This window comes from Peribacillus simplex (assembly GCF_001542915.1).
Taxonomy (GTDB): Bacteria; Bacillota; Bacilli; order Bacillales; family DSM-1321; genus Peribacillus; species Peribacillus simplex_B.
Genome location: NZ_LNNH01000023.1, coordinates 1 through 21,394, shown reverse-complemented (window position 1 = coordinate 21,394; position 21,394 = coordinate 1). Strand labels below are relative to the sequence as shown.

General features: G+C 43.3%; 19 protein-coding genes, 1 pseudogene and 1 riboswitch. Of the genes and pseudogenes, 6 read left to right on the top strand and 14 right to left on the bottom strand.

The window, feature by feature from the left end:
- Positions 1–40: 40 nt before the first annotated feature.
- On the bottom strand, positions 41–958 hold the full coding sequence (locus tag AS888_RS12050; RefSeq protein WP_061142400.1) for a proline dehydrogenase family protein: 918 nt from the start codon (positions 956–958) through the stop codon (positions 41–43).
- 152 nt (positions 959–1,110) lie between these two features.
- On the opposite strand from AS888_RS12050, the gene AS888_RS12045 reads away from it, so the two are divergent.
- Together AS888_RS12045 and AS888_RS12040 are read left to right on the top strand one after the other, a co-directional pair.
- The gene (locus AS888_RS12045; RefSeq protein WP_061142399.1) at positions 1,111–1,389 is read left to right on the top strand and encodes a hypothetical protein; all 279 of its coding nucleotides are present in this window, start codon (positions 1,111–1,113) and stop codon (positions 1,387–1,389) included.
- A gap of 13 nt (positions 1,390–1,402) precedes the next feature.
- Complete coding sequence (locus tag AS888_RS12040) at positions 1,403–1,738, top strand: spore coat protein (RefSeq protein ID WP_061142398.1); 336 nt, start codon at positions 1,403–1,405, stop codon at positions 1,736–1,738.
- A 143-nt stretch (positions 1,739–1,881) separates the two neighbouring features.
- Here the strand turns inward: AS888_RS12040 and AS888_RS12035 are convergent, their stop codons facing one another.
- The 6 genes from AS888_RS12035 to AS888_RS12010 all read right to left on the bottom strand — a co-directional run bounded on the left by AS888_RS12035 (position 1,882) and on the right by AS888_RS12010 (position 7,363).
- Entirely contained in the window at positions 1,882–2,466 is a 585-nt protein-coding gene (locus tag AS888_RS12035; RefSeq protein WP_221408600.1) for a hypothetical protein, read from the bottom strand.
- Between the two features lie 82 nt (positions 2,467–2,548).
- Positions 2,549–3,721 carry an FtsW/RodA/SpoVE family cell cycle protein gene (locus AS888_RS12030; RefSeq protein WP_061142396.1) on the bottom strand — a complete coding sequence of 391 codons (1,173 nt, stop codon included), beginning with the start codon at positions 3,719–3,721 and terminating at the stop codon, positions 2,549–2,551.
- 138 nt (positions 3,722–3,859) lie between these two features.
- Positions 3,860–4,741 (bottom strand): metal ABC transporter permease, encoded by an 882-nt coding sequence (locus AS888_RS12025; protein WP_061142395.1) that lies wholly within the window; start codon positions 4,739–4,741, stop codon positions 3,860–3,862.
- Positions 4,738–5,661 (bottom strand): metal ABC transporter permease, encoded by a 924-nt coding sequence (locus AS888_RS12020; RefSeq protein ID WP_061142394.1) that lies wholly within the window; start codon positions 5,659–5,661, stop codon positions 4,738–4,740. The genes AS888_RS12025 and AS888_RS12020 overlap by 4 nt, the downstream gene beginning before the upstream one ends.
- A 10-nt stretch (positions 5,662–5,671) precedes the next feature.
- Positions 5,672–6,427: a metal ABC transporter ATP-binding protein gene (locus tag AS888_RS12015; protein WP_061142393.1), complete on the bottom strand. Its 756-nt coding sequence runs from the start codon at positions 6,425–6,427 to the stop codon at positions 5,672–5,674.
- Between the two features lie 12 nt (positions 6,428–6,439).
- The gene (locus AS888_RS12010) at positions 6,440–7,363 is read right to left on the bottom strand and encodes a metal ABC transporter solute-binding protein, Zn/Mn family (protein WP_061142392.1); all 924 of its coding nucleotides are present in this window, start codon (positions 7,361–7,363) and stop codon (positions 6,440–6,442) included.
- Positions 7,364–7,947: 584 nt separating this feature from the next.
- Here AS888_RS12010 and AS888_RS12005 point away from each other — a divergent pair.
- Both AS888_RS12005 and AS888_RS12000 read left to right on the top strand, forming a co-directional pair.
- The gene (locus AS888_RS12005; RefSeq protein ID WP_061142391.1) at positions 7,948–8,910 is read left to right on the top strand and encodes a LacI family DNA-binding transcriptional regulator; all 963 of its coding nucleotides are present in this window, start codon (positions 7,948–7,950) and stop codon (positions 8,908–8,910) included.
- A gap of 213 nt (positions 8,911–9,123) precedes the next feature.
- Positions 9,124–9,306: riboswitch (Lysine riboswitch) on the top strand.
- Positions 9,307–9,404: 98 nt separating this feature from the next.
- Positions 9,405–10,856 carry an amino acid permease gene (locus AS888_RS12000; protein WP_061142390.1) on the top strand — a complete coding sequence of 484 codons (1,452 nt, stop codon included), beginning with the start codon at positions 9,405–9,407 and terminating at the stop codon, positions 10,854–10,856.
- Positions 10,857–11,088: 232 nt separating this feature from the next.
- Here AS888_RS12000 and AS888_RS11995 read toward each other — a convergent pair whose 3' ends face one another.
- The 5 genes from AS888_RS11995 to AS888_RS11975 form a co-directional block, all read right to left on the bottom strand.
- Positions 11,089–12,171 (bottom strand): Ger(x)C family spore germination protein, encoded by a 1,083-nt coding sequence (locus AS888_RS11995; RefSeq protein ID WP_061142389.1) that lies wholly within the window; start codon positions 12,169–12,171, stop codon positions 11,089–11,091.
- Positions 12,168–13,268, bottom strand: a complete 1,101-nt coding sequence (locus AS888_RS11990; RefSeq protein WP_061142388.1) for a GerAB/ArcD/ProY family transporter — start codon at positions 13,266–13,268, stop codon at positions 12,168–12,170. Before AS888_RS11990 ends, AS888_RS11995 begins: the two co-directional genes overlap by 4 nt.
- A 23-nt stretch (positions 13,269–13,291) precedes the next feature.
- Positions 13,292–14,800 carry a spore germination protein gene (locus tag AS888_RS11985; RefSeq protein ID WP_081092417.1) on the bottom strand — a complete coding sequence of 503 codons (1,509 nt, stop codon included), beginning with the start codon at positions 14,798–14,800 and terminating at the stop codon, positions 13,292–13,294.
- A gap of 155 nt (positions 14,801–14,955) precedes the next feature.
- Positions 14,956–15,486, bottom strand: coding sequence for a YhcN/YlaJ family sporulation lipoprotein (locus AS888_RS11980; RefSeq protein ID WP_061142387.1), 531 nt, complete (start codon positions 15,484–15,486; stop codon positions 14,956–14,958).
- Between the two features lie 254 nt (positions 15,487–15,740).
- Positions 15,741–16,070 carry a DUF948 domain-containing protein gene (locus AS888_RS11975; protein WP_061142386.1) on the bottom strand — a complete coding sequence of 110 codons (330 nt, stop codon included), beginning with the start codon at positions 16,068–16,070 and terminating at the stop codon, positions 15,741–15,743.
- A 118-nt stretch (positions 16,071–16,188) separates the two neighbouring features.
- Between AS888_RS11975 and AS888_RS11970 the strand changes: the two genes are divergently transcribed.
- The gene (locus tag AS888_RS11970; protein WP_061142385.1) at positions 16,189–16,368 is read left to right on the top strand and encodes a hypothetical protein; all 180 of its coding nucleotides are present in this window, start codon (positions 16,189–16,191) and stop codon (positions 16,366–16,368) included.
- Positions 16,369–16,802: 434 nt separating this feature from the next.
- On the top strand, positions 16,803–17,423 hold the full coding sequence (locus tag AS888_RS11965; RefSeq protein WP_061142384.1) for an RraA family protein: 621 nt from the start codon (positions 16,803–16,805) through the stop codon (positions 17,421–17,423).
- Between the two features lie 62 nt (positions 17,424–17,485).
- Here AS888_RS11965 and ltaS read toward each other — a convergent pair whose 3' ends face one another.
- Both ltaS and AS888_RS11950 read right to left on the bottom strand, forming a co-directional pair.
- Complete coding sequence (ltaS, locus tag AS888_RS11960; RefSeq protein WP_061142383.1) at positions 17,486–19,453, bottom strand: lipoteichoic acid synthase; 1,968 nt, start codon at positions 19,451–19,453, stop codon at positions 17,486–17,488.
- A gap of 1,133 nt (positions 19,454–20,586) precedes the next feature.
- Positions 20,587–21,394 (bottom strand): annotated as a pseudogene (locus tag AS888_RS11950) (transposase); the annotation flags it as partial.

Sequence of the window (21,394 nt, the reverse complement as noted above, 5' to 3'; positions counted from 1 at the left end):
TTCACGGGAGCCGGCCCACATCCGGGGCGGCTCCCAATTGCTATCTCCTGAATAACCCCTTTAAAACGAAAACCATATTCGCCGGTCTCTCCGCAAGACGGCGCATGAAATATCCATACCAATCCGTTCCATATGGAACATAAACCCTTACCTTGTATCCTTCTTCGACGAGCTCAAGCTGCTTTTCATTACGGATGCCATACAACATTTGAAATTCAAATGAATCACTCGCGATTCCGTGAGTCTTTACCAGTTCCTTCGTATAATCAATGATCTTATCGTCATGTGTGGCAACCGCTGTGTAATTTCCATTCAATACATGCTGCTTGATGATTTTCTTGAAATTTTCATCGACAGCTTTTTTCTCGGCAAACGCCACTTCCCTAGATTCTTTATAAGCTCCCTTAACAAGCCTTAGATTCGGATGATAGGCATTCAGCTCGGCAATATCCTTTTCCGTCCGATATAAATAAGCCTGTATGACAGTCCCTAATTCATTATATTCAGCCTTTAAGCTTTTGAATACATCCAAAGTCGGCTGACAGCGCGGAAAATCTTCCATATCTAGAGTGACGAAAACATGATTGTCCTTGGCTTCTTCCAAAATCCTCCTCATATTATCCATGACCACTCGTTTTGACACATCCAAGCCCATCGAGGTCAACTTCAAAGAAAGCTGTGAATCCAAGTTCTCTCTGCCAATCATGCGAATGGCTTCAATACACTGATCTGCCATCTGCCTTGCCTCTTGTTCGTCCTCGATGAATTCCCCTAAATAATCGATGGTTACAGCAAGCCCCTTCCGGTTTAAATCGGCAATGACAGCCATGGCCATTTCCAATGACTCCCCAGCAACGAAACGAGATGCCCCAAACCGCAGTCCATATTTCTTGGCTGCCCTCGTCATGCTTTTATTCTTGGACAAAAACAAGAAAAGTCTCTTCAACATTCGCTCCATCTGCATTCCCCTCCAAATGATTTTTCGGAAAATCGATGCACAAGATCATTTTACCATTTAATTCAATTTCCAAATATTCAGAAGCGAGAATAAAAAGTTTCCCCCGGGGAAAATTAAAGGCGTTTAATGAACACTCAAAGGAGGCAGGATGAATGGAACAGCAAAATACTTTTAACAGCCAACAGCAGTCCACAGGCTATATGAAGCAGCCGCCGGAAATGGTATCGGTAAAAGACAGCTTATACCTGAGCGATATGCTTTCATGGAATCTCAATGCGATCAAAAAAGCTCATTTCTTTGCCACACAATGCAAAGATCCTCAAATCATCGACGCATTAAATCGCTGTGGACTCATGCATCAGCGTCATTACGATACGATTTTGAACCATCTGGACCCAAACCAAACTCAAAGTCAACAACAATTCCAATAAAGGAGGGTTCTTGATGCCCAATCAAAACAAAGTCCAAAACCCAGAAACTCCCGTGGCAAAAACCCCGCAAATGAACGACAGGGACTTTATAAATGATATGCTCACTACCGAGAAATACTTCTGTAACTCCTTATCTGTTTCCTTGCATGAAATGAGCAACCAAATGTTATTCCAAGACATTTTCTCCATTTCGAAAGAAAACCAGGAAATGCAACGGGAACTCTATAACATCATGTTCGAAAAAGGCTGGTACGGCTTAGAAAAAGCGCAGCCTGACAGCTTAAGCCAATCCTATCAGCAATTTTCAGGATACAAAAGCCAATTCCCATACGGCTCGAACATTCAATAAAGATCACTGCAGGAGCTGGCTTTCAGCTCCTTTTTCCTTTCTGCAAACAAAGCCGGCCCGCAATAATGCACGAGGAAAACGCCGCATTTTTTCGGTAAACTCTGAATTTGCGAGTAAACTCCTCGATTTCGCGAATAAAACCACTAATCTCGCGAATAAACACTCCAAATTCGCGAATAAACTCCCCATTTTCGTAAGAAAAACCGCCAAACCCGCGAGTAAGCACGCCATCTTCGCCAGGTTTCCCCCCTTTTTCGGCCAGAACGCTTGATTTCCTTGAGAAAATGCCGCATTTTTTCGGTAAACCCTGAATTTGCGAGTAAACTCCTCGATTTCGCGAATAAAACCACTAAACTCACGAATAAACACTCCAAATTCGCGAATAAACTTCCCATTTTCGCGAGTAAAACCGCCAAACTCGCGAGTAAACTCCCCTTCTTCGCGAGGTTTCCCTCCTTTTTCGGCCAGAACGCTTGATTTTCTTGAGAAAACGCCGCATTTTTTCGGTAAGCTCTGAATTTGCGAGTAAACTCCTCGATTTCGCGAATAAAACCACTAAATTCACGAATAAACACTCCAAATTCGCGAGTAAAACCGCCATTTTCGCATATAAGCTCCCCATTTTCGCGAATAAAACCGCCAAACCCGCGAGTAAACTCTCCATTTTCGTCCAGAAGAAGACGCTCTAAAATATAGGCAACACCCACACTAACCCAGATACGCCCCAAAACCTTTTTGCGAAGTTTTTCTTCTGTTCAAAAAAAAACACCCCTTATAAAGGGGTGCATCACAAGATGGTCCGTTTTTTCTTTAAATATCGGTTGAGAACATGTACTTCTTATAGTGATACCGGATGCTGAATATCAAGCCCATGGCCATCATATTACCCATTAGCGAGCTTCCTCCGTAGCTGATGAATGGAAGCGGGATGCCGGTAATCGGTAAAAGGCCGACCGTCATGCCGATATTTTGAAAGACGTGGAACGTCAGCATGCTTATGACTCCAACACAGAGATATGTATAGAAGTTATTTTTCGTATCCATCCCCGTCTTGGTGATGTGATATATCAATAGGAAGAACAAGGAGATTATGATACTTGAGCCGATGAAGCCAAATTCTTCACCGATGATACTGAAAATGAAATCGGAATGACTCTCGGGCAGATACACTTCCCTTGAGCCGATGCCTTTTCCAGTTGTCTGGCCTGAGCCGATGGCCAATAAGGACTTGGTTAAGTGATACCCTTCCGCGCTCGCATAGTTGTATGGGTCGAGCCAGGAATAGATCCGGCCAAACTGATAGGTTTTTACCCCTAGGTATTTTTCCAGGATCTCCGGCTTCCAAAGGACAAAGTAGAGGATGGTCGAAGCGACGACGATCCCGCCTGAAATGATTGGCAGCAGGATTTTCCAGGATATCCCTGATATGAAAATCATGCCGATCATGATGGACAGGATGACAAGTCCAGTGCCCAAATCCGGCTGTTGCATGATTAACATGAGCGGGGCACCGGTGACAATGCCAATCTTGATGAGCAGCCAAAAGTCCGTTTGAATGGTTTTCAGCGTGTTTTTTAGATGATGGTTCGAGATGACATTCGCCAAGGCTAAAATCAGGAAAACCTTCATGAATTCCGAGGGCTGAATCGAGCCGATTCCTGGAATGACGAACCAGCTTCTTGCACCATTTATATTAGGTACGATGGTGGTTGGCATAAGGATCAGCAAAAACAGCAAAAACAATCCGAAGCCGTAGGCATACCAGGATATCTTTTTTAACTGATCTGAATCAAGCGTGATAAAACCCAAAACGATTCCAATTCCTACTATATACCAAAAAATTTGTTTAATTAAAAAGTTTTCCGCGTACTGTCCAGTCGTTTGGGCACTGTAGATCGCTAAGCAGCTTCCAACGCATAATAACAGCAATATCGTGACTAAAGAAAAATCTATTCGTGATGAAAATTTATTTTGTTCTTCCATACTTAACTCTCCCTTAAAAAGGCTCCTGCGATACATCTTCAAATACACTTATTCATTATACTTTAAACAAATAAAATCACAACTATATCGAAGAATAGTTTACGGGCCAATCCGCATGAAGCCTTTCAGACAGGAAAATTAAGCATGAATTCCCTTCGATTTCCTTCGTTTCAGGAGTCTGCTCACCAATCCATGGCTAGGGGAAAAGAGAAAGGCCAATCCGAATAAGGAAGCGGCTGCGCCCACCATACATCCGGATATCGAGGCATCCAAAATGGTAGCTGAGTAGTAACCGATGACGGAGCTTAACACGCCGATCACGATACTGACTTTGATCATCCCGCTTAAACGCTCTGACAATAAATATGCCGTCGCAGCGGGAATGATGAGCATTCCAACCACTAAAATCGAACCTACACTATCAAAAGAAGCTACGGTAGTCATAGAAATGAGGCTCATCAATAAATAATGAAACAGCAGAACCGGAATCCCCATGGCGGCGGCAAGTGCAGGATCGAAGGATACAAGCTTGAATTGTTTGAAGAAAACGAAAATCAAGATGAGGTTCAGGGTAAAGCAGCTTCCCACAATCCAAACGGCTTTCGGCCCAGCCTCCATTCCGCCAATTGTCATCGTGTTCCACGGAGTATAGGCGATTTCCCCATACAGGACGTGCTCAAGGTCAAAATCTATTTGTTGTGTATACAAGCTCACCAGTACGATTCCCGCTGCGAAGAGTGAAGTGAAGACGATGCCGATCGCCGCGTCGGATTGAACGCCGGAAGATTGGAAAAGCTGGATCAAGAATACTGTAAGCAAACCTAGCGCCGCTGCCCCGATCAGCATCGGAATGGAGTCACGGGTCCCGGTTATCAAAAAGGCCAATACGATTCCCGGTAACACGGAATGACTGATGGCATCACCTATCAAAGTCATTTTCCTCACGATTAAAAAACAACCTAGAACACTGCAGGAGCTCGCCACCAATGCTCCAACTAAGATAATCCAAAAATCATTCATGATGTATGTCTCCCTTTCCTTCTATCCTGTTCGAGGGAATAATTCTTTTTCAAGGATACCCTTCTCCATACAGATGAAAGCACTCCACGTTTAGGTGCAAAAAGCATGGAAAAGAAAAACCATGCGGTCGCCGATAAGACGATCAACGGGCCTGTCGGCAAATTATTGACGGACGTGCTGATAAGCGTGCCTGACACACCGCTCAGCATTCCGAATATTCCGGACAGGATGACCATGATATGCAGGCGCTCGGTCCAATATCTGGCGGAAACTGCAGGTGTGATCAGTAAGGATGCCATCAATACGACACCGACGGCTTGGATGCCGATCACGACAGCTGCCACAATCAGCATCATGATGAAATAATCAAGGAAAACGACCGGTAATCCCATTCCTTTGGCAAACCCTGGGTCAAAGGATAGTAATTTGAATTCTTTAAAAAACAACGTACAAGTGACAATTAGTATAAAGGAAACCGTCATCATCATATATACATCGGACATGACCATCGAGGCCGTCTGCCCGAACAGGAACGTATCCAGCCCGCTCTGGTTTCCATACTCGCTCTGCTGGATTTGCGTGAGCATGACGATCCCAAAGCCAAAGAAGGAGGATAACACGATTCCCAAAGCCGCATCCTGCTTAATCTTACTGTACCTCGTGAGTACACTTATCAAAAAAACAGCCACTAAACCTGCCAATGCCGCACCAATAAGAAAGAAGGAAGTCGATTTCACCCCAGTCAGCAGAAAAGCGACGCAGATGCCGGGCAACGCTGCATGCGCCAGCGTGTCTCCAAGCAAAGACTGCTTTCTGAGATATGCAAAGCTTCCGATGACCCCACTGCTTAACCCGAGGAACATCGTGCCAAGTAAAATCCATCTCGTATTTGGATCAGTGATGATATCCAGTACATTCATCGTGAACACCTCATTTCAATAACAAGCCGGACTTTGCATCTGGCAATATCGCTAAGCGGCCTCCATAGGTTTCCTGCAAATATTCGGGAATGAACACTTCTCCAGTCGGGCCAATTTTCATCAATCTTTTATTCAATAGCATCGTCCAGTCGAAATATTCCTTGACTGTCGATAGATCATGGTGCACGACTAGAACCGTTTTTCCTTTTTCCTTCAATTCCATCAGCAATTGGATGATTGCTTTCTCGGTTGCTGCATCGACCCCCACGAACGGTTCATCCATAAAGTAGATATCCGCTTCCTGGGCCAACGCACGAGCCAGGAAAATCCGCTGCTGCTGTCCGCCCGAGAGCTGGCTGATCTGACGGTTGGCATATTCGGCCATCCCCACCTTATCGAGGCATTCCATCGCCTTTTGCCGTTCAGCCTTTCCAGGACGCTTCAGCCAGCCAAGGTGGCCATATCTCCCCATCATCACGACATCGAGCGCATTGGTCGGAAAATCCCAATCCACTGATTCCCGCTGCGGTACATAGCCGATGCTCTTTCTCATCGACTTATACGTAGAGCCCTTGATTGTGATGTCTCCGGATAATTTCGGAACCAATTCGAGTATCCCCTTGATCAAAGTCGATTTCCCTGCTCCGTTAGGGCCGATGATACCGATTAAATTCCCTTCCGGCACCTCGAATGAGACATCCTCCACAACCGGTTTTTTATGATAAGCGATCGTTAAATTCTCAACCTTCAAAGCCGCTTGCTCCATTTTTTCTCCCCCTTATTTCAAAGCATGGACGATCGTGTCTGTATTATGACGGACCATTCCTATATAGGTTCCTTCCTCCGTACCTTTTTCACCCATCGCATCCGAGAATAATTCACCGCCGATTTTCACGCTATGGCCCTGCTTGGCAGCTCCTTGAATGACAGCCTCTATCGCCTTCCTCGGAACGCTGGACTCTATGAAAATCGCTTTTATTTCGTTCTTCACCAGGTAATTCCGCATATCCGTCACATCTTTTGATCCATATTCCGACAATGTGTTGATTCCCTGAAGCCCCCTTACGTCCAAACCATATGACTGCCCGTAGTAACCGAAGGCATCATGCGCTGTAACAAGCACCCGTTGGTCTTCCGGAATTTTATTTATTTCGTCCTGAACGTACCGATCCAGCTCCTCCAACTGCGAAACATATTTTTCATAATGCGAGAGATAGTCCGCTTCATGATCTGGGTCATTGGCAATCAATTCCTTCTTCACCGCCCCTGCAGCAACGATCCATAACTTTACATCAAACCAAACATGGGGATCATGTTCCGTTGCACTTACTTTACGAAGCTGGTTTTCCTTAAAATCCTCCGTTACGGCGATCGTCGGTTTATTCTTGCCCATCATTTCAAAAATATCGGTCATCTTCCCCTCCAGATGGACTCCGTTATAAAAAATCATATCGGCCGAATCCAGAGTCTTCACATCACCTTGAGTCGCCTTATATAGATGGGGATCGACACCTGGTCCCATTAAACTAGTGACCTCAACATGTTTGCCGCCGATATTCTCAGCCAAGTCCCCAATCATTCCTGTTGTGGCGACGACCTTCAACTTGCCATTGCCTTTATCCTGTTTGGCCGTGTCATTGCCGCATCCTGTTAAGATCAGCACTGCAGCAAGCACCCCTCCGATCGTTTTTAGAAACCTCATCCAAATACCCTCCCTTTTTTATCATTCTAAAAGTTTTTACCTAATGCAAATTTTAATGTAAATTTTTTTATATTGTCCTATATACTAAAAAGTTTCCTTCACACAACTTATTTTATACTATACACAAATATTCGAAAAGAGTGCAACTTTTTTACTTTCCAATGATTTTCCCCAACACAAATACTGCTCGGAATGCTTCATTCCCAGCAGTAAAGATGGTGTTTTTACGAAACGATGGAGACAGGGTTATATAACGGGGCGTGAAAGGTGAATATAAAGCAGAGGACTTTTTTCAAAACCGATTATCCGAGGTGCGCTGTGCATTTGAAGATCATCATTTTTCCGGTTTCAAGGATATTGCCAAGTACGCCAATCCCAATTCGATTCCGCAAAGCGCGATCAGGGTGATTAATGTTTGAATCATTTCGATTTCCTCCTCCCTCAAGACCTAAATCAATCTTAAAGGATGAAACCCATATCATAACAACCCCCCATGCCAAAATATATCCAGCGGAAACAACTGCAATCTTGCCCTGAAATGGGTTTCATAAGGTACAATATCATAAAAGAAAAACGGTGATCCCATGACAAATATAAAAGAAATTGCCCAATTTGCCGGTGTATCCGTCTCAACGGTATCTCGTGTATTGAATAATCATCCGTATGTTAGCCCAGATAAAAGAGAAAGTGTCTTACAAGCGATTGAACGATTGAATTATACGCGAAATATCAATGCCATTCATCTTTCAAAGGGGAAAACGAACCTTTTGGGCATCATTCTCCCCTTCACCAATCATCCGTATTACGGGGCTATCGTGAATGGAATCACGAAGCAGGCGAATGCAATCGGATACCATATCGTCATCTTTCAAACCCATTATGAAAGAGAGAAGGAAATTCAAGCCTTGAATATGCTGCAAATGAAGCAACTTGATGGTATTATCGTCTGCTCCCGGATTTCGGAAATGAAAGTCCTCCTAAGTTATCAAAAATACGGACCGATTATCTTATGCGAAGATACGGCTCAGGCTGAATTGTCATCCATCAGCATCGACCATTATGCAGCCTTTTCCTGTGCACTTGAATACGTGATCGCTAAAGGATATACGAAGATCGGCTACAGTCTCGGCCGTAAGAAAAGCAGGAACAGTTATCTTCGGACAAAGGCCTTCAACGACATCATGACCAAGCACCAGCTTATGAACAATCAAGAGTGGCTATTCGAGGGCAGTTACCATATCAAGGACGGGGTCCAGCTGTTCCAGCACTGGAGTTCGCTGCCAAACAAGCCGGAGGCCATCATCATCACGAATGATGACACGGCGGCCGGATTCATCCTTACCGCCAATAAATCCGGCATAAGGGTGCCTGAAGATGTAGCCATCCTCGGCTTCAATAATGATAGCCTCAGTGAGATGCTCGATATCTCGACCATTTCCTTACCCCTGGAATGGATCGGAAAAATGGCGGTGGAGCTATTCGAGAATCCCGGTATCATTAAACATGTGAAATTGGACTACGCCCTTATTAAAAGAAAGACCGTGTAATGTCGGCAGTAGGGAGCTGATTGTGCCCACCTAGGAAAAAATAACCACTAAAATTAACCATTGCTATATCTTTGAGATTATTTTATAATTTCAATATAGTAAAGTTTACTCAAGCACTAGCAATCTATCAACGATTGCATGAGTAAAAATCGTACGACGTTTTCTATTAAAGAGACGCAACGATTCATCATAATTGAATACTTCCTCATTTACCGATGAGTTAGAGGCTGCAGCTTACAAGAGTATAACGGACGAGATTCAGGAAAATTGAAGACTCCGTTAAAAAGGGTAAGTTGCCGAAGTTAGGGTATATTCCATGTATATTCTCGCTGGCGGTGTTGCCGAACAGGAACATCACTGTCACGTTTTTTAAAAGCGTGGGGAGCTATCTTCGGAAGGATAAACGGGTTTATTATAAACAGCCGTCGATCTTTTTCGACTGCTGTTTTTTGTTTTTTCCGTATCCTTCCAATAAAAAAGGAGTGTAACATCAATTGTCAAATTCTCAGCCAACATCAAGCCCCACTGAATTGAAAAGGAGCCTGAAAGCGCGACACTTAATGATGATTTCATTAGGTGGCACGATTGGAACAGGTTTATTCTTAGCAAGCGGCGGCGCCATCCATTCGGCCGGTCCCGGCGGTGCCCTTGTGGCATATGCAGTCATCGGCATCATGGTTTATTACTTAATGACAAGTCTTGCAGAAATGGCAGCATACATGCCAGTGGCCGGTTCGTTCCGTGTCTATGCATCCAAATTCGTCGATCCTTCCTTCGGTTTTGCAATCGGTTGGAACTATTGGTATAACTGGGCAATCACCATTGCTGCCGAATTGGCAGCCGTTGTCCTGATCATGAAGTTCTGGTTTCCTGATACGCCTTCGTTTATCTGGAGTGCCATTGCCCTTATCATGATGTTCCTTATCAACTACATGTCCGTTAAAGGTTTTGGCGAAGCCGAATTCTGGTTTGCCATGATCAAAGTCGTAACAGTGATCATCTTTCTGATCACAGGTGTTCTGATCATTCTTGGAATCATGGGCGGCAAGGACCCCATCGGTTTCTCCAACTTCACGATGGGCGAGGGGCCCTTTAATGGAGGCTTTTTCACGATTTTAGGCGTTTTCATGGCTGCCGGTTTTTCATTCCAGGGAACGGAATTGCTTGGAGTGACGGCAGGAGAAAGCGAAGATCCGGAAAAAAACATTCCCAAAGCGATCAGATCCGTTTTCTGGCGGATTATCTTATTCTACATCCTTGCCATTTTCGTCATTGGCATGATCATTCCGTTTACGGATTCACGTCTGCTTAGTGAAGATGTTGCCGTCAGTCCTTTCACGCTAGTCTTCGAGCGTGCCGGTCTTGCCTTTGCAGCCTCCATCATGAACGCGATCATCTTATCATCCGTACTTTCTGCCGGTAACTCTGGCATGTATGCCTCAACCCGTATGCTCTGGGACTTGGCACGTGACGGGAAAGCGCCGAAATTCCTTGGCAAGCTGGATAAACGGGGAGTTCCGGTCAATGCACTTATCGTCACTGCTTTAGTTGGTTGCCTTGCATTCCTTGCTTCATTTTTCGGGGATGGCGTCGTATATATCTGGTTATTGAATGCTTCCGGAATGGCCGGCTTCGTTACATGGGTAGGGATCGCGATTGCCCACTATCGGTTCCGCAAAGCATATTCAGCCCAAGGGCTTGACTTGAATGCATTGCCGTATAGGGCCAAAGGATTCCCATTCGGTCCCATCTTTGCACTTGTTCTATGCATCATCATTATCATTGGACAAGGCTACCAAGCCTTCACAAGCGACGGGATCGACTGGAATTCCATGTTCGTATCCTACATCGGCTTGTTTTTATTCTTCGCCCTATGGTTGGGTTATAAATGGAAGCATAAAACGAAAGTCATTCCCCTTGAGGAATGCGATCTTAAAACGAAATGATCCATATAAAGGACCCGGTCTCCGCCATTTAGGGGGAAGCCGGGTCCTTTTCTCATTTCATTGGTCGATTCCGCTTCCCTCCAGCGATTTAAATCGCCCATGCGATACGCTTGATACACCACTGCGTTTTTCCACCATGTTTTATCCAACGCTTCCTCCGTTCCTTAAACGCATCGACACACCCCATCCAGCAATACCTTATTAAAAGGGGGAACTTCCGGATATTCTTCGTTCATTCCGAGATTCCCGTTTGAATCATTTCGATATTCAAATCCACTTCGATCGGAATATGAGGGTACACCTCTTCCCAATGTTTACGATTGAAATTCCTCGTTTTACTTTTAGCATGATCACCAAGTGCCAGCGGATCTATATTATACCTTTGAAACATGGTCACCATCTCATTCAGTTTCTTACCGAGGATACGTTCCGCTTTGGCTTCTATCTTGTTCACGTCGACGGGTTTGTTCAAGTCGAAGCCTTGAACCTCCAGCAGATTTGCTTTCAATTCCACTTCAATCCTGGCCTTCGGGTTCCGATTGGCATTCGTGATGCGATAACGGACACGTGATTCCACATTATCGATAGTTGTATAATCATTTTCCTTCCATTTAATTTCATAACTCCCCAATTTAAAATTTTCACTAAGGATCTTGAATAAAAAACCGTCCTCATAAGGAATGTATTTGCCAATATATTGATCCCTTTTAAACAGGGCGATCCCTTTCACGATTATTTGGTCGTCCGCCTTTTCCAATAAGGGCATGACCGGATCGATGCCGTTACCATGACTTGCATATAAATACTTATGTAAATCTACATCAGTCAAATTCGTCCTCATATTCTGTTCGATCAACTCTTTTACTTGAACGCCTGGAGTCCTGACCATTTTCGGCTCCATCCTTACGACATCCTCCGCTTTGCCATCGACGATCGCCAAAAACAGGTCCCTTCCCACCATCGGGTCACGCCGATATGTATCCACATAATCATTCAGCCCTCTTCTAGCCAATTCATCACCGTACAGGATGACTGTCAGTCTCCCGCCGACGATGGGAAATGGCGTTTTGGCATTTTCTTGCTGCCGAGTGGCGTTTATATCATGGGAAATCGCTTCATATACCTCTTTCCCTAGATCCGCTTCCTCTCCTGGCTGGGGCACACTGACAACGACTGTACCTTTGATTTTATCCTCACCAGCATCGTCATAGCCGACGATTTCAGCGATTAAAATATCCTCCAATATTTGCTTTTCCACTCCGCACGCCGACAGTATGATGCAGCATGATGCAATCAAGAGCAATTTGAAGTTCATGGTTTATGGCCCCTTACTTTATAAACGATCGTCTGTGATAAGAATAAAAGCGGAAGATACACATAAATGATATAAAATCCTATACGTGAACTGATCGTGTTGAACAAGTCGATCTTATGACGGTTATCCAAGAAAAGGCAGGCAACTAAAATGACGAGCAAAAACATAACCAACAACTTCCTCTGCCTAACCCCGAATGCCCTTTTTGCCGTCCTGCTTGCTGCCCAGATTCCTAGACAAATATTCGGCAGCACCATGAACAGCCATAGAGAAACGCCGATGTATTCAAACCTCTCAATGAACGGAAGGTCGGCGATTTTCCATAAGGTCAAGGTTGCCCAAATGACATCCTTCAGCTGATCCCGATGATAGTAGGCAATGGAAACGATAAAGGAGTTTAGATATACCGCCATGGTGAACAGCACCCCTAAATGCGCCCACTTTTGCGAATGGTCACGCTTTTTGATGAATGGATAATAAATCAGGAGTAATTCAAACCCAAGATAATTCAACGTCATATTCTTGCAGGCCTTCATGATTTCCAAAAAGGAATGATCAAAAACGGGACCCAAATTTTCAATATGGGCGTGTTTTAACGGAAAATAGTTCAAAAGGATTAAGGGCGAAGTGATTACGAGTCCGATCAAACATAAACCAGTAATGACCCTGAACCCTCCCACAACAAAGCTATACACGAGTATCAGGATGATGCTTAAAAGCATGAGGATATTCACCCCTGGGAACATCCAAACCTGAATCACCTCCAAATACGTCCTGACAATGATGATGGTAATGGCGGTAAAGTAGAGGATGAAAATAATATTGAAGGCATTTCCTGCCCACTTCCCAAACAAATCGTGATGGATGGCAACCAAATCTAGCGTTTGTGTACCTCTGCCCAGCATCTTATAGCACATCCAAACCAGGATATTGATGGTCAATCCTGAAATGATGATCGAAATCCATGCGTCCTGGCCAGCCTCTTTCGCGATGAACCGTTCGAATCCCAAAACCCCTACGCCAATCTGCATGCCTGGCATAAGGAAGAAAACAAAAAATGTTGATATCAGCTTCGTTTCATTTGGTTTGATTTCCATACCCTCTCACCGCTTTCCGGACCTTATTCATCAATATCCCTCTGTGAACTTTTGGATTCAACCTTCTTCCTTATCCTGACTCGATCTTCCGTTCGCAGAAATTGCGGGCGTTTTTTCTGCTTTGAAAAAGGCAGGCGAATTAAACTATCTTTAAAGTCATGAAATCGCATCGGGTAAAGCGGCTCTAAATAGGGGCTGCCAAGCGAAGTCAATTTCAACAAATGGCTTAAAATGAAGGCACTGCATAAAACCAGGCCGAACAGTCCATATAACTGGGCTGCAAGCAGGAAAGGGAAGCGGATGAGGCGAATCGTATTGCTGATTTGATAAATCGGTACCGTAAAGGATGCAAGGGCCGCCAAAGCAACGAGCATCAACAAGACGTTACTGACAAATCCTGCTTCCACAGCAGCTGTGCCAATGACGATACCGCCGACAATGCCGATCGTCGAACCGACCTTTGCAGGAAGCCTGACCGCCGCTTCCCTGAGAAGCTCGATCGTTCCTTCAAGTACGATCGCCTCCAAGATCGGAGGAAATGGAATCACTCCCCTTGACGATATTAAAATCGGCAAAAGATCAGTTGGTATCACCTGATAATGATAGGTGATGACGGCAACATACAGGGACGATGAAAAAATGGAAAAAAGAACGGCAAATAGGCGGATCAAACGAAAGGAAGTGCCGAGGTTCCAAATTTGCAAGTAATCTTCGAATGACGAAAAAAACGAAATGATCGTATTGGGACCGACCAATGCATGAGGCGACCCATCAAGCATGATCCCTATTTTCCCTTCCGATAATACGGTGGCGAGATGATCCGGCCGCTCCGTATCTATCAGCTGCGGAAACATGGAATTCCGATTATCCGTGATCATCTGGCTCACAAACGAAATGTCGACGATCGTGTCATAATCTATATCAGCGATTCTTTGCATCACCGTTTCTACAATCTGTTGATTAACGATGCCGTCCATATAGAGCACAACTAACTTTGTTTGCGAGATGCTCCCCACCCGAAATTCCCTGGAGCGCAGTTCGGGAGAGGGTAATCGATTACGAATCAGATTCAAATTCGTATCGAGCGATTCAACAAAGGCTTCCTTCGGTCCAGCCACCGTATACTCAGACTCGGGTATCGAGGTTTGCCTCTTCACACTTTGAACGCAAGGAATGAGCAAACACGAATCATCAGCCTTTCTTGATTGAATCATGACTGATCCTGCCATGACCATTCGTTGGATGATGACGATATCCGAGGTCACTTTCATATTTTCCATTGGAATGTCGCTTTTTAATTGCTGAAGACTCTTCATTGGCTGATTATTGATAACAGCCAGTATATGTTCATGCAGCTTTTGATCACTGACCAGTGAATCGAAAAAAGAAATCGTATAGCCATCCTCATCGGGGAATTGGAAGGTTAGAAAATCATTGGATGCTTCAAATAGCTTACGCAATCGCTGAAAATCCTTGGGTGTTTCCTGAAAAGCGGCTACCTCATTTTCTTTTTTGACCTTAAAAAATCTCACACTCCCACCCCCTAATTACAGATCCTCCAGTTTTCTGTTAGTGTAACCACTCTCTCTAAAGTTACTCAAAGCTGCCTAAAAAAGGAAAAGGCCTCCCGGATTTCATGCCTTTTTAAAAGCATGAAATCACGGATAGGCCCTTGCACTCGATTTACTTACCTTGAACTTGGAAAAATGCGGGTTACAAGCTCACGGAATTCATCAGCGAATCCTGCAACAGGTTTTCCATTTTGTATGTCATTCGCATACCCATCCATCCTTTGAACAAAGTCAGGATTCGTCGATACATATACTTTATCCACCGATGAATCGGCTCCTCTTACTGCATCTGCCACTTTATTCTTCAAGTCCTTCGAGATATCTTTAGCTCCACTATTGTCATTGAGTACAGCTCCTACATATGCATGATGATCCGTCACAATGACCCTGGCGCTCTTTATTTCCTTTAGAGCCTCGACACGGTTGGAGATATCATCGGAAACCCTCATATCGCTTACGTCATTAGCATTATTTTGCATGTTATTAACATTTTGCCTCGTGTCACTAACATTCATTGGATTTTCATAATTATTTTGGTTCGTGCGATTCAGACCAAGATTCTCACTTGCTCCTTCTTTAGTATTGGAATTACAGCCTGTTATCACCAATGCCACCATCGCACTTGATATTATCGCTTTATAATTCATCCTTACACCCCTCTCTAATGGTTTAACGTTACTATTTGCATGGAGGAGGTGAATTATTCGAAAAAATCGATATCATCAAGTGCGATACATTCGTACGGCGTTAAAATTTGACCGTTTCATTGCACTGCAGGCACTTAGCCTTCGATATCCCCTTAAATGGGAACACAAAAAAATACCGTCTGCAAAATACAGACAGTATCTCCTTTAAGTTGCTTTTCCCAGGCTTTCCTTCCACTCTTGAAAGTGCTAACGGATTACCCATCACTTCTTTTTCTGATGCTCAGCTTATCGCCTTTTATCGTATACCAAATATTCTTGAATGGTTCTGGTGATTGTTTGGCTGCATCCACCGTATATTGGACAGCCTCTTTTTTATATTGAACATCTTCAGTGATCTCCTTCTGTGTCATGGAGAGCTGATCGGTTTCGGATTTGATCTGATCCGTTTTTGCCTGGATGCGCGTTACCGTTTCATTCACATTCTCGATTGTCGGCTTGGAATCCTTGAATGTTTTGAAAGCAAAAAAAGCTAAATAAATAAGAGCTCCGATAAAGAGGGCAAGACTGATGTAGACAATGACCACCTAAATTCCTCCTTCATGTTTTATCTTTACTATACCCTTAATCATAGGCGGAAAACGAATCCCCATGTATTTTCTTCTATGCCTGGTCATATTATTAAAAGAAAAAGGAGGAATGAACATGAATCAGATGCCGCTACTAAAAGCCTGCTTCAAGGCTGGGATGCACTTCATCAGGCATATCACCATACAACAGGCTGCCGTTATAGCAGGAATCATTTTTTTGATCATTCATCCAGAAATCTTCAGCCCGATTTGGATCACACTCGCAGCCTCCGTCCTTGTATTGATCTTGCTTTGACGCGCTCGACAAACCTCTGGCAGGAAAACTCCACTCCACTGGCTGCCGTCAGTAACATAACGACCTTCAGCCAGTTAAAAGCTTAGGAGCCAATGGATATCCACGCAAAAAAAGGTTAATCAAACGATTGATTAAACAAAGATTAGCCCTGCACAGTAGTACCTTTCTCCCCAACCATTTCCCCATTCGTACTCTCATCTAGATGGAAAGCACCCCGTCATTTGAAGGTTAAGGAGCTTTAATATTCGCCTCATCTAAAAGAAAAAACGTTCCTATTATTGACCCATTACCGACGTGGGTAAGAAACATTCCATTTTGTCCCAAAGTCCTCTTCCTAATTCCACTTGAAATGCTGATAAACTAATAAAATGGAAAATTATAAAAATTGTGTATAATGAAGCTATATCAAGCATTTTCAAGGAGGAGTCTTATTCATGGATGCGCTAATTCAACAGTTCAGGGATTTACCCACTACGGCCATTTCGGATGCGATGGGGGGCATGAGTAATCTGGATTCGGCTATCAAACCGTTGGATGGGGATTATCGTTTTGCTGGACGGGCTTTGACGGTACAGGTGCCTGTAGGTGATAATTCAGCAGTCTTAAAAGCGATCGCTGAGGCAAGGCCTGGAGATATAATCGTGGTAGATAGTAAAGGCGATACATACCGGGCGATAGCGGGAGATTTTGTCGTCGGCATGATGCAGACGATGGAAATCGGTGCGCTCGTAGTCGACGGGGTCATTCGTGATCTTAAGGCGATCAAAGACCTGAAATTCCCTGTGTTCTGCAAAGGGAGCACCATTGCCTCAAGTGGCAAGGCAGGCGTTGGAGAAACGAATGTCCCCATTTCCTGTGGCGGAGTTGCCGTATTCCCGGGGGACATCATCGTCGGGGACGCAGATGGGGTCGTGGTCATTCCTCAAGCAAGGGGAGAAGAAATCCTGGTACACGCAAAAGATAAAATCAAAAAGGATGAGGAACGGGCCGAAAAGTACGCAGGAAAGCCTGCAGAAATTAGAAAATATATCGCCTTGATGACCAATAAAGCATGATCGCAAACAAAAAAAAAACAGGCAGGAAGCCATGGCTTCCTGCCTGTTTCGTTTGTTTTGCTTTATTTGCCTGTTTCGGCTTCCTTTGAACCATCTTCTTCATACGTATAATCATAATCAGTAGGGTCTATTGGTTTAAAGCCATTCGGCGTGTAGAAACGGAGTAAGTCCCCGTTCACGACTTGGTCGGATAAATTGAGCATCGTTTCAGCTCTCTTTTTATAATTGAGGATGTCATCATTTTCCTCGACCAATTCGCCTGTTTTCGTATCGTAGTATTTCCCTTTAATGGAGGTGACATCTGGTGTTACAAAATCACCATTCCTGAAAGGCACTACTTCATTATGATCTTTTGACAATAAATCCGAACCGAATTGTACATAGTCCTTGGATTCAACACCTAACAGATGCAATAAGGTCGGAAGGAGGTCAATCTGTCCTCCGTACTGATGCATTTCCCCACCTTTAACACCCGGTGCATGAATCAATAATGGTACACGTTGCAATTGGGCATTTTCAAATGCGCCAACATCCTTGCCAAGCACTTTTGACATGGCTTCTTTATGGTTTTCGGAAATACCATAATGATCACCATACATAACGATTACCGAGTTGTCATATAGACCTGATTTTTTCAGATAATCGAAGAACTCCCTTAATGCTTCATCGGCATAGCGTGCTGTTTGGAAGTAATTATCGACCGAAGCATCGCCGGTCGTTTGTTTACCGATTGTTGCTTTTTCCTGATCCATCGCATATGGGAAGTGATGAGATACAGTTATGAATTTTGTATAGAAAGGCTGTTTAAGCGTTTCTAACATCGGAATCGATTCTTTGAAGAACGGTTTATCCATCAAACCATAACTAAGCACTTCTTCTTTGTTTTCCATATTATAATGGTTAGCATCGAAAAACTGATTGAAGCCTAGGGACTTATACATCTTATCCCGGTTCCAGAAGGATTTATAATTACCATGGAAAACGGCAGAGGTATACCCTTTTTGCCCTAAAATCGCTGGTGCAGCTTGATACGTGTTTTGCGATCTGTTTGTGAATGCTGCCCCCTGCGGTAAACCGAATAGGGAATTTTCAAGCATGAATTCGGCATCTGCTGTTTTACCCTGGCCCACTTGATGGAAGAAGTTATCAAAATACATGAAATCTGAATTATCATGTGCAAGTGAGTTTAAGAATGGCGTTACTTCTTCTCCATTCAATTTATAATCGATCATGAAATTCTGCATGGATTCCAAATGCAAGTAAATGACGTTCTTGCCTTCAGCTTTTCCGAAATACTTAGGATTCGGTTCAGCGCTTGTTGCCTTCGTATAGTTGACCACTTCTGCGATATCCGTACTATTTGCAGTTGCCCGCTGCGCATACGTTTTTGTATTTTGAACAGCATCGTAAACCGTATAGTTGAACATTCCCAAGTACTTGACGATATAGTTGCGGTCGAAAGTCCTTGATAGCAATTGCGGACGATCCTTTTCGGCAAGTCCCAAATTAATCGCAAAGATCGCAAGTCCCGCCAAGTAAACCAATCCAATCGTACGGCGTTTTACTCTGAATTCTTCTATTTTAAAGTTTCTGAATCGGTACAACACGATCAACAGGACCGTATCAAGGAAATAAAATACATCATGTCCTTTAAATAATTCCAGAATACTCGGCCCTAAATCCCCGGCATTCTGCACTTGTGTCAAAGTCGGCAATGTGATGAAATCGGTAAATGAACGGTAATAAACGATATTGAAGAACAACCATAAAGACATCAATAAGTTCAGCCTGATAATCCATTTAAACGACTTTTTGCCTTTCGCCAATAGTGCCAAGCCAAAGAATAAAATGGCTGAACTAATCGGGTTTATGAACAGCAGGAACTGCTGGAGGCCGTTCTCAAGGCCTAAGTTAAATTCGACTCGATATCCAATATAAGTTTTTATCCAAAACAATACTACTGCAATAAAGAAAAAGCCTAGTATGTTATTTGCAAATAAATGCCGGCTTTTTTTAAGAAAATTATTCATGCTTTCACCTCTATTAATCTAGTGGTTTATTTATATAAACTTTTGCATAAGGATTAGACGGAAAATCGCAGAACTTATGATAGCATTCTTTCGCTCGGATAGTCAAGATTATGACAAACCACTTTTTGTCACTCATTTGCTTATCCTCATGTAACACTTCTTTAGCTTATGAACAAGCCTTCGAAAAAATAACAGGATCCGTCTTGAATGTTCAACACAACTATAACAAATATATAAGATTCCCTGATCTTATTCCAATAAATATAACCGTAACTTTTTCAGGGACGATGGATGACTTTCACAATTTACGTTCACTTCCTTCAGGCTTTTACCATTATAAACGACTCTTAATAAAAAAACCAGTACATTACAAAATATGTAAAGATATAAATCTTCGTTTCTTTTGCATGCAATTGGATTGTCCGCGCTTTCTTTCCAGATATTTCGACAAGTAAAAATTCGCTTGGCCATTCAGCGGCACCTGGTTTTCCATTTCTTTACAACTGTTACTCCCCCTTATATTCGTATATGTCAGCGCTCTTCACAACTTCCATAATATAACAAAATAATAACGGCATGTTTTTTTCCCCCTGCCTCCTTTTTTCGACATCATTCCAGGATAAATCCAATTATCCTATTTACTTTTCATTACTTTTTAACACACCGAAAATGTCACGAAAATTTCACGAAGGAATTTTTCAATCCATCCCAGGGTTGAATTTCCAAACGGATTGTCAATAAGCGTTTGCGATGGAACATATTACGTACAGACATCGATCCTTTCGGCTGTTTCCATTATAATAGGAAGAAACTATTTTTTTGCGGCTAATTTGGACGATTTTTAGCCCATTGGCACCCAGTCCATATCGACTGCCGGATACGTACCTTACACCCATGCCCGGCCCTTTTTATAATCCCCTTTTACATTTTCAATGATTCCTGATTCTCTTCGTTGTTAAATATATCTATTTTCTTTCAAATTTATTATAAAAACCAAAAAACCTGCCCTCAACCGAGGACAGGCCAGTTTGTAGACAAAAGGGGTTCGGAATTAAAAAATTCCGAACCCCTTTTGAAATTCCTTTGAAATTTTGATCAAAGGTTACGAGATTTGGGCTCTTCGAGCCACTATGTTAAGCCATTTTAGGACCTTGCCATGTCCAAGTGGCCATCTTCTTTACATTCATGGCAGCGAAAGTAAGCATCGCCTGCATCGACAATTTTTTAAGTCCCCTTAAAGTAGTCCAACGCATACCATGCTTTTCTTTTGCATCTGCGAATACACGCTCAATCGTTTCTTTGCGTTTCGCATATATAGGTTTTACCTCTTGATGATGACGCAGATGATCTGCTTCTTCCACATATGCTTGCCAGATATGCCGTGTCACTACTTTTTGATGGTCTTTGCTTTCCGTACACCGTGATAAAAATGAGCATGTTGCACAAATTTGTTTGGGCGATTTGTATTCGCGATAGCCCTCTTTATTTGTTGTTGAGTACTTTAAAGTTTCTCCCGAAGGGCAAGGTAACAATCAAAGTGTTCATCGTAAACATAGTCATGTTTGCGAAAGAATCCTTCTTTTGTACGAGGACGTGTATAGGGTAAAGGCAGGTGTGATTTCTTTGTTAAATAGGTAGCTTGTAATCGCTGGTGTTTTATAAGCTGCATCTGCGGCAACTGCTTCTGGTTTTCCAACTTTCTCAATCACTTGCTCAACAAGTGGCTCCAAAATCTGACTGTCATGTGTATTACCAGGTGTTACAATCGTTCCCAATACAAACCGTTGCCGTCTGCGGCCGCATGGAATGAATAGGCAAACTGTTTTGTTCGTTCATCTTTCAGTAGCCACTCTCAGGATCCGTAGTACTTTCTTTAATTGCTTTGGTTTCTTCCTTATCAAATTTATCTGGTGGAAAAGGCTTCTTTCCATGGTTTTCACG

Coding starts and splice junctions, on each gene's coding strand:
- AS888_RS12050 (WP_061142400.1), bottom strand. CDS start 958: ATGGAGCGAATGTTGAAGAGACTTTTCTTGTTTTTGTCCAAGAATAAA.
- AS888_RS12045 (WP_061142399.1), top strand. CDS start 1,111: ATGGAACAGCAAAATACTTTTAACAGCCAACAGCAGTCCACAGGCTAT.
- AS888_RS12040 (WP_061142398.1), top strand. CDS start 1,403: ATGCCCAATCAAAACAAAGTCCAAAACCCAGAAACTCCCGTGGCAAAA.
- AS888_RS12030 (WP_061142396.1), bottom strand. CDS start 3,721: ATGGAAGAACAAAATAAATTTTCATCACGAATAGATTTTTCTTTAGTC.
- AS888_RS12025 (WP_061142395.1), bottom strand. CDS start 4,741: ATGAATGATTTTTGGATTATCTTAGTTGGAGCATTGGTGGCGAGCTCC.
- AS888_RS12020 (WP_061142394.1), bottom strand. CDS start 5,661: ATGAATGTACTGGATATCATCACTGATCCAAATACGAGATGGATTTTA.
- AS888_RS12015 (WP_061142393.1), bottom strand. CDS start 6,427: ATGGAGCAAGCGGCTTTGAAGGTTGAGAATTTAACGATCGCTTATCAT.
- AS888_RS12010 (WP_061142392.1), bottom strand. CDS start 7,363: ATGAGGTTTCTAAAAACGATCGGAGGGGTGCTTGCTGCAGTGCTGATC.
- AS888_RS12005 (WP_061142391.1), top strand. CDS start 7,948: ATGACAAATATAAAAGAAATTGCCCAATTTGCCGGTGTATCCGTCTCA.
- AS888_RS11995 (WP_061142389.1), bottom strand. CDS start 12,171: ATGAACTTCAAATTGCTCTTGATTGCATCATGCTGCATCATACTGTCG.
- AS888_RS11990 (WP_061142388.1), bottom strand. CDS start 13,268: ATGGAAATCAAACCAAATGAAACGAAGCTGATATCAACATTTTTTGTT.
- AS888_RS11980 (WP_061142387.1), bottom strand. CDS start 15,486: ATGAATTATAAAGCGATAATATCAAGTGCGATGGTGGCATTGGTGATA.
- AS888_RS11970 (WP_061142385.1), top strand. CDS start 16,189: ATGAATCAGATGCCGCTACTAAAAGCCTGCTTCAAGGCTGGGATGCAC.
- AS888_RS11965 (WP_061142384.1), top strand. CDS start 16,803: ATGGATGCGCTAATTCAACAGTTCAGGGATTTACCCACTACGGCCATT.
- ltaS (WP_061142383.1), bottom strand. CDS start 19,453: ATGAATAATTTTCTTAAAAAAAGCCGGCATTTATTTGCAAATAACATA.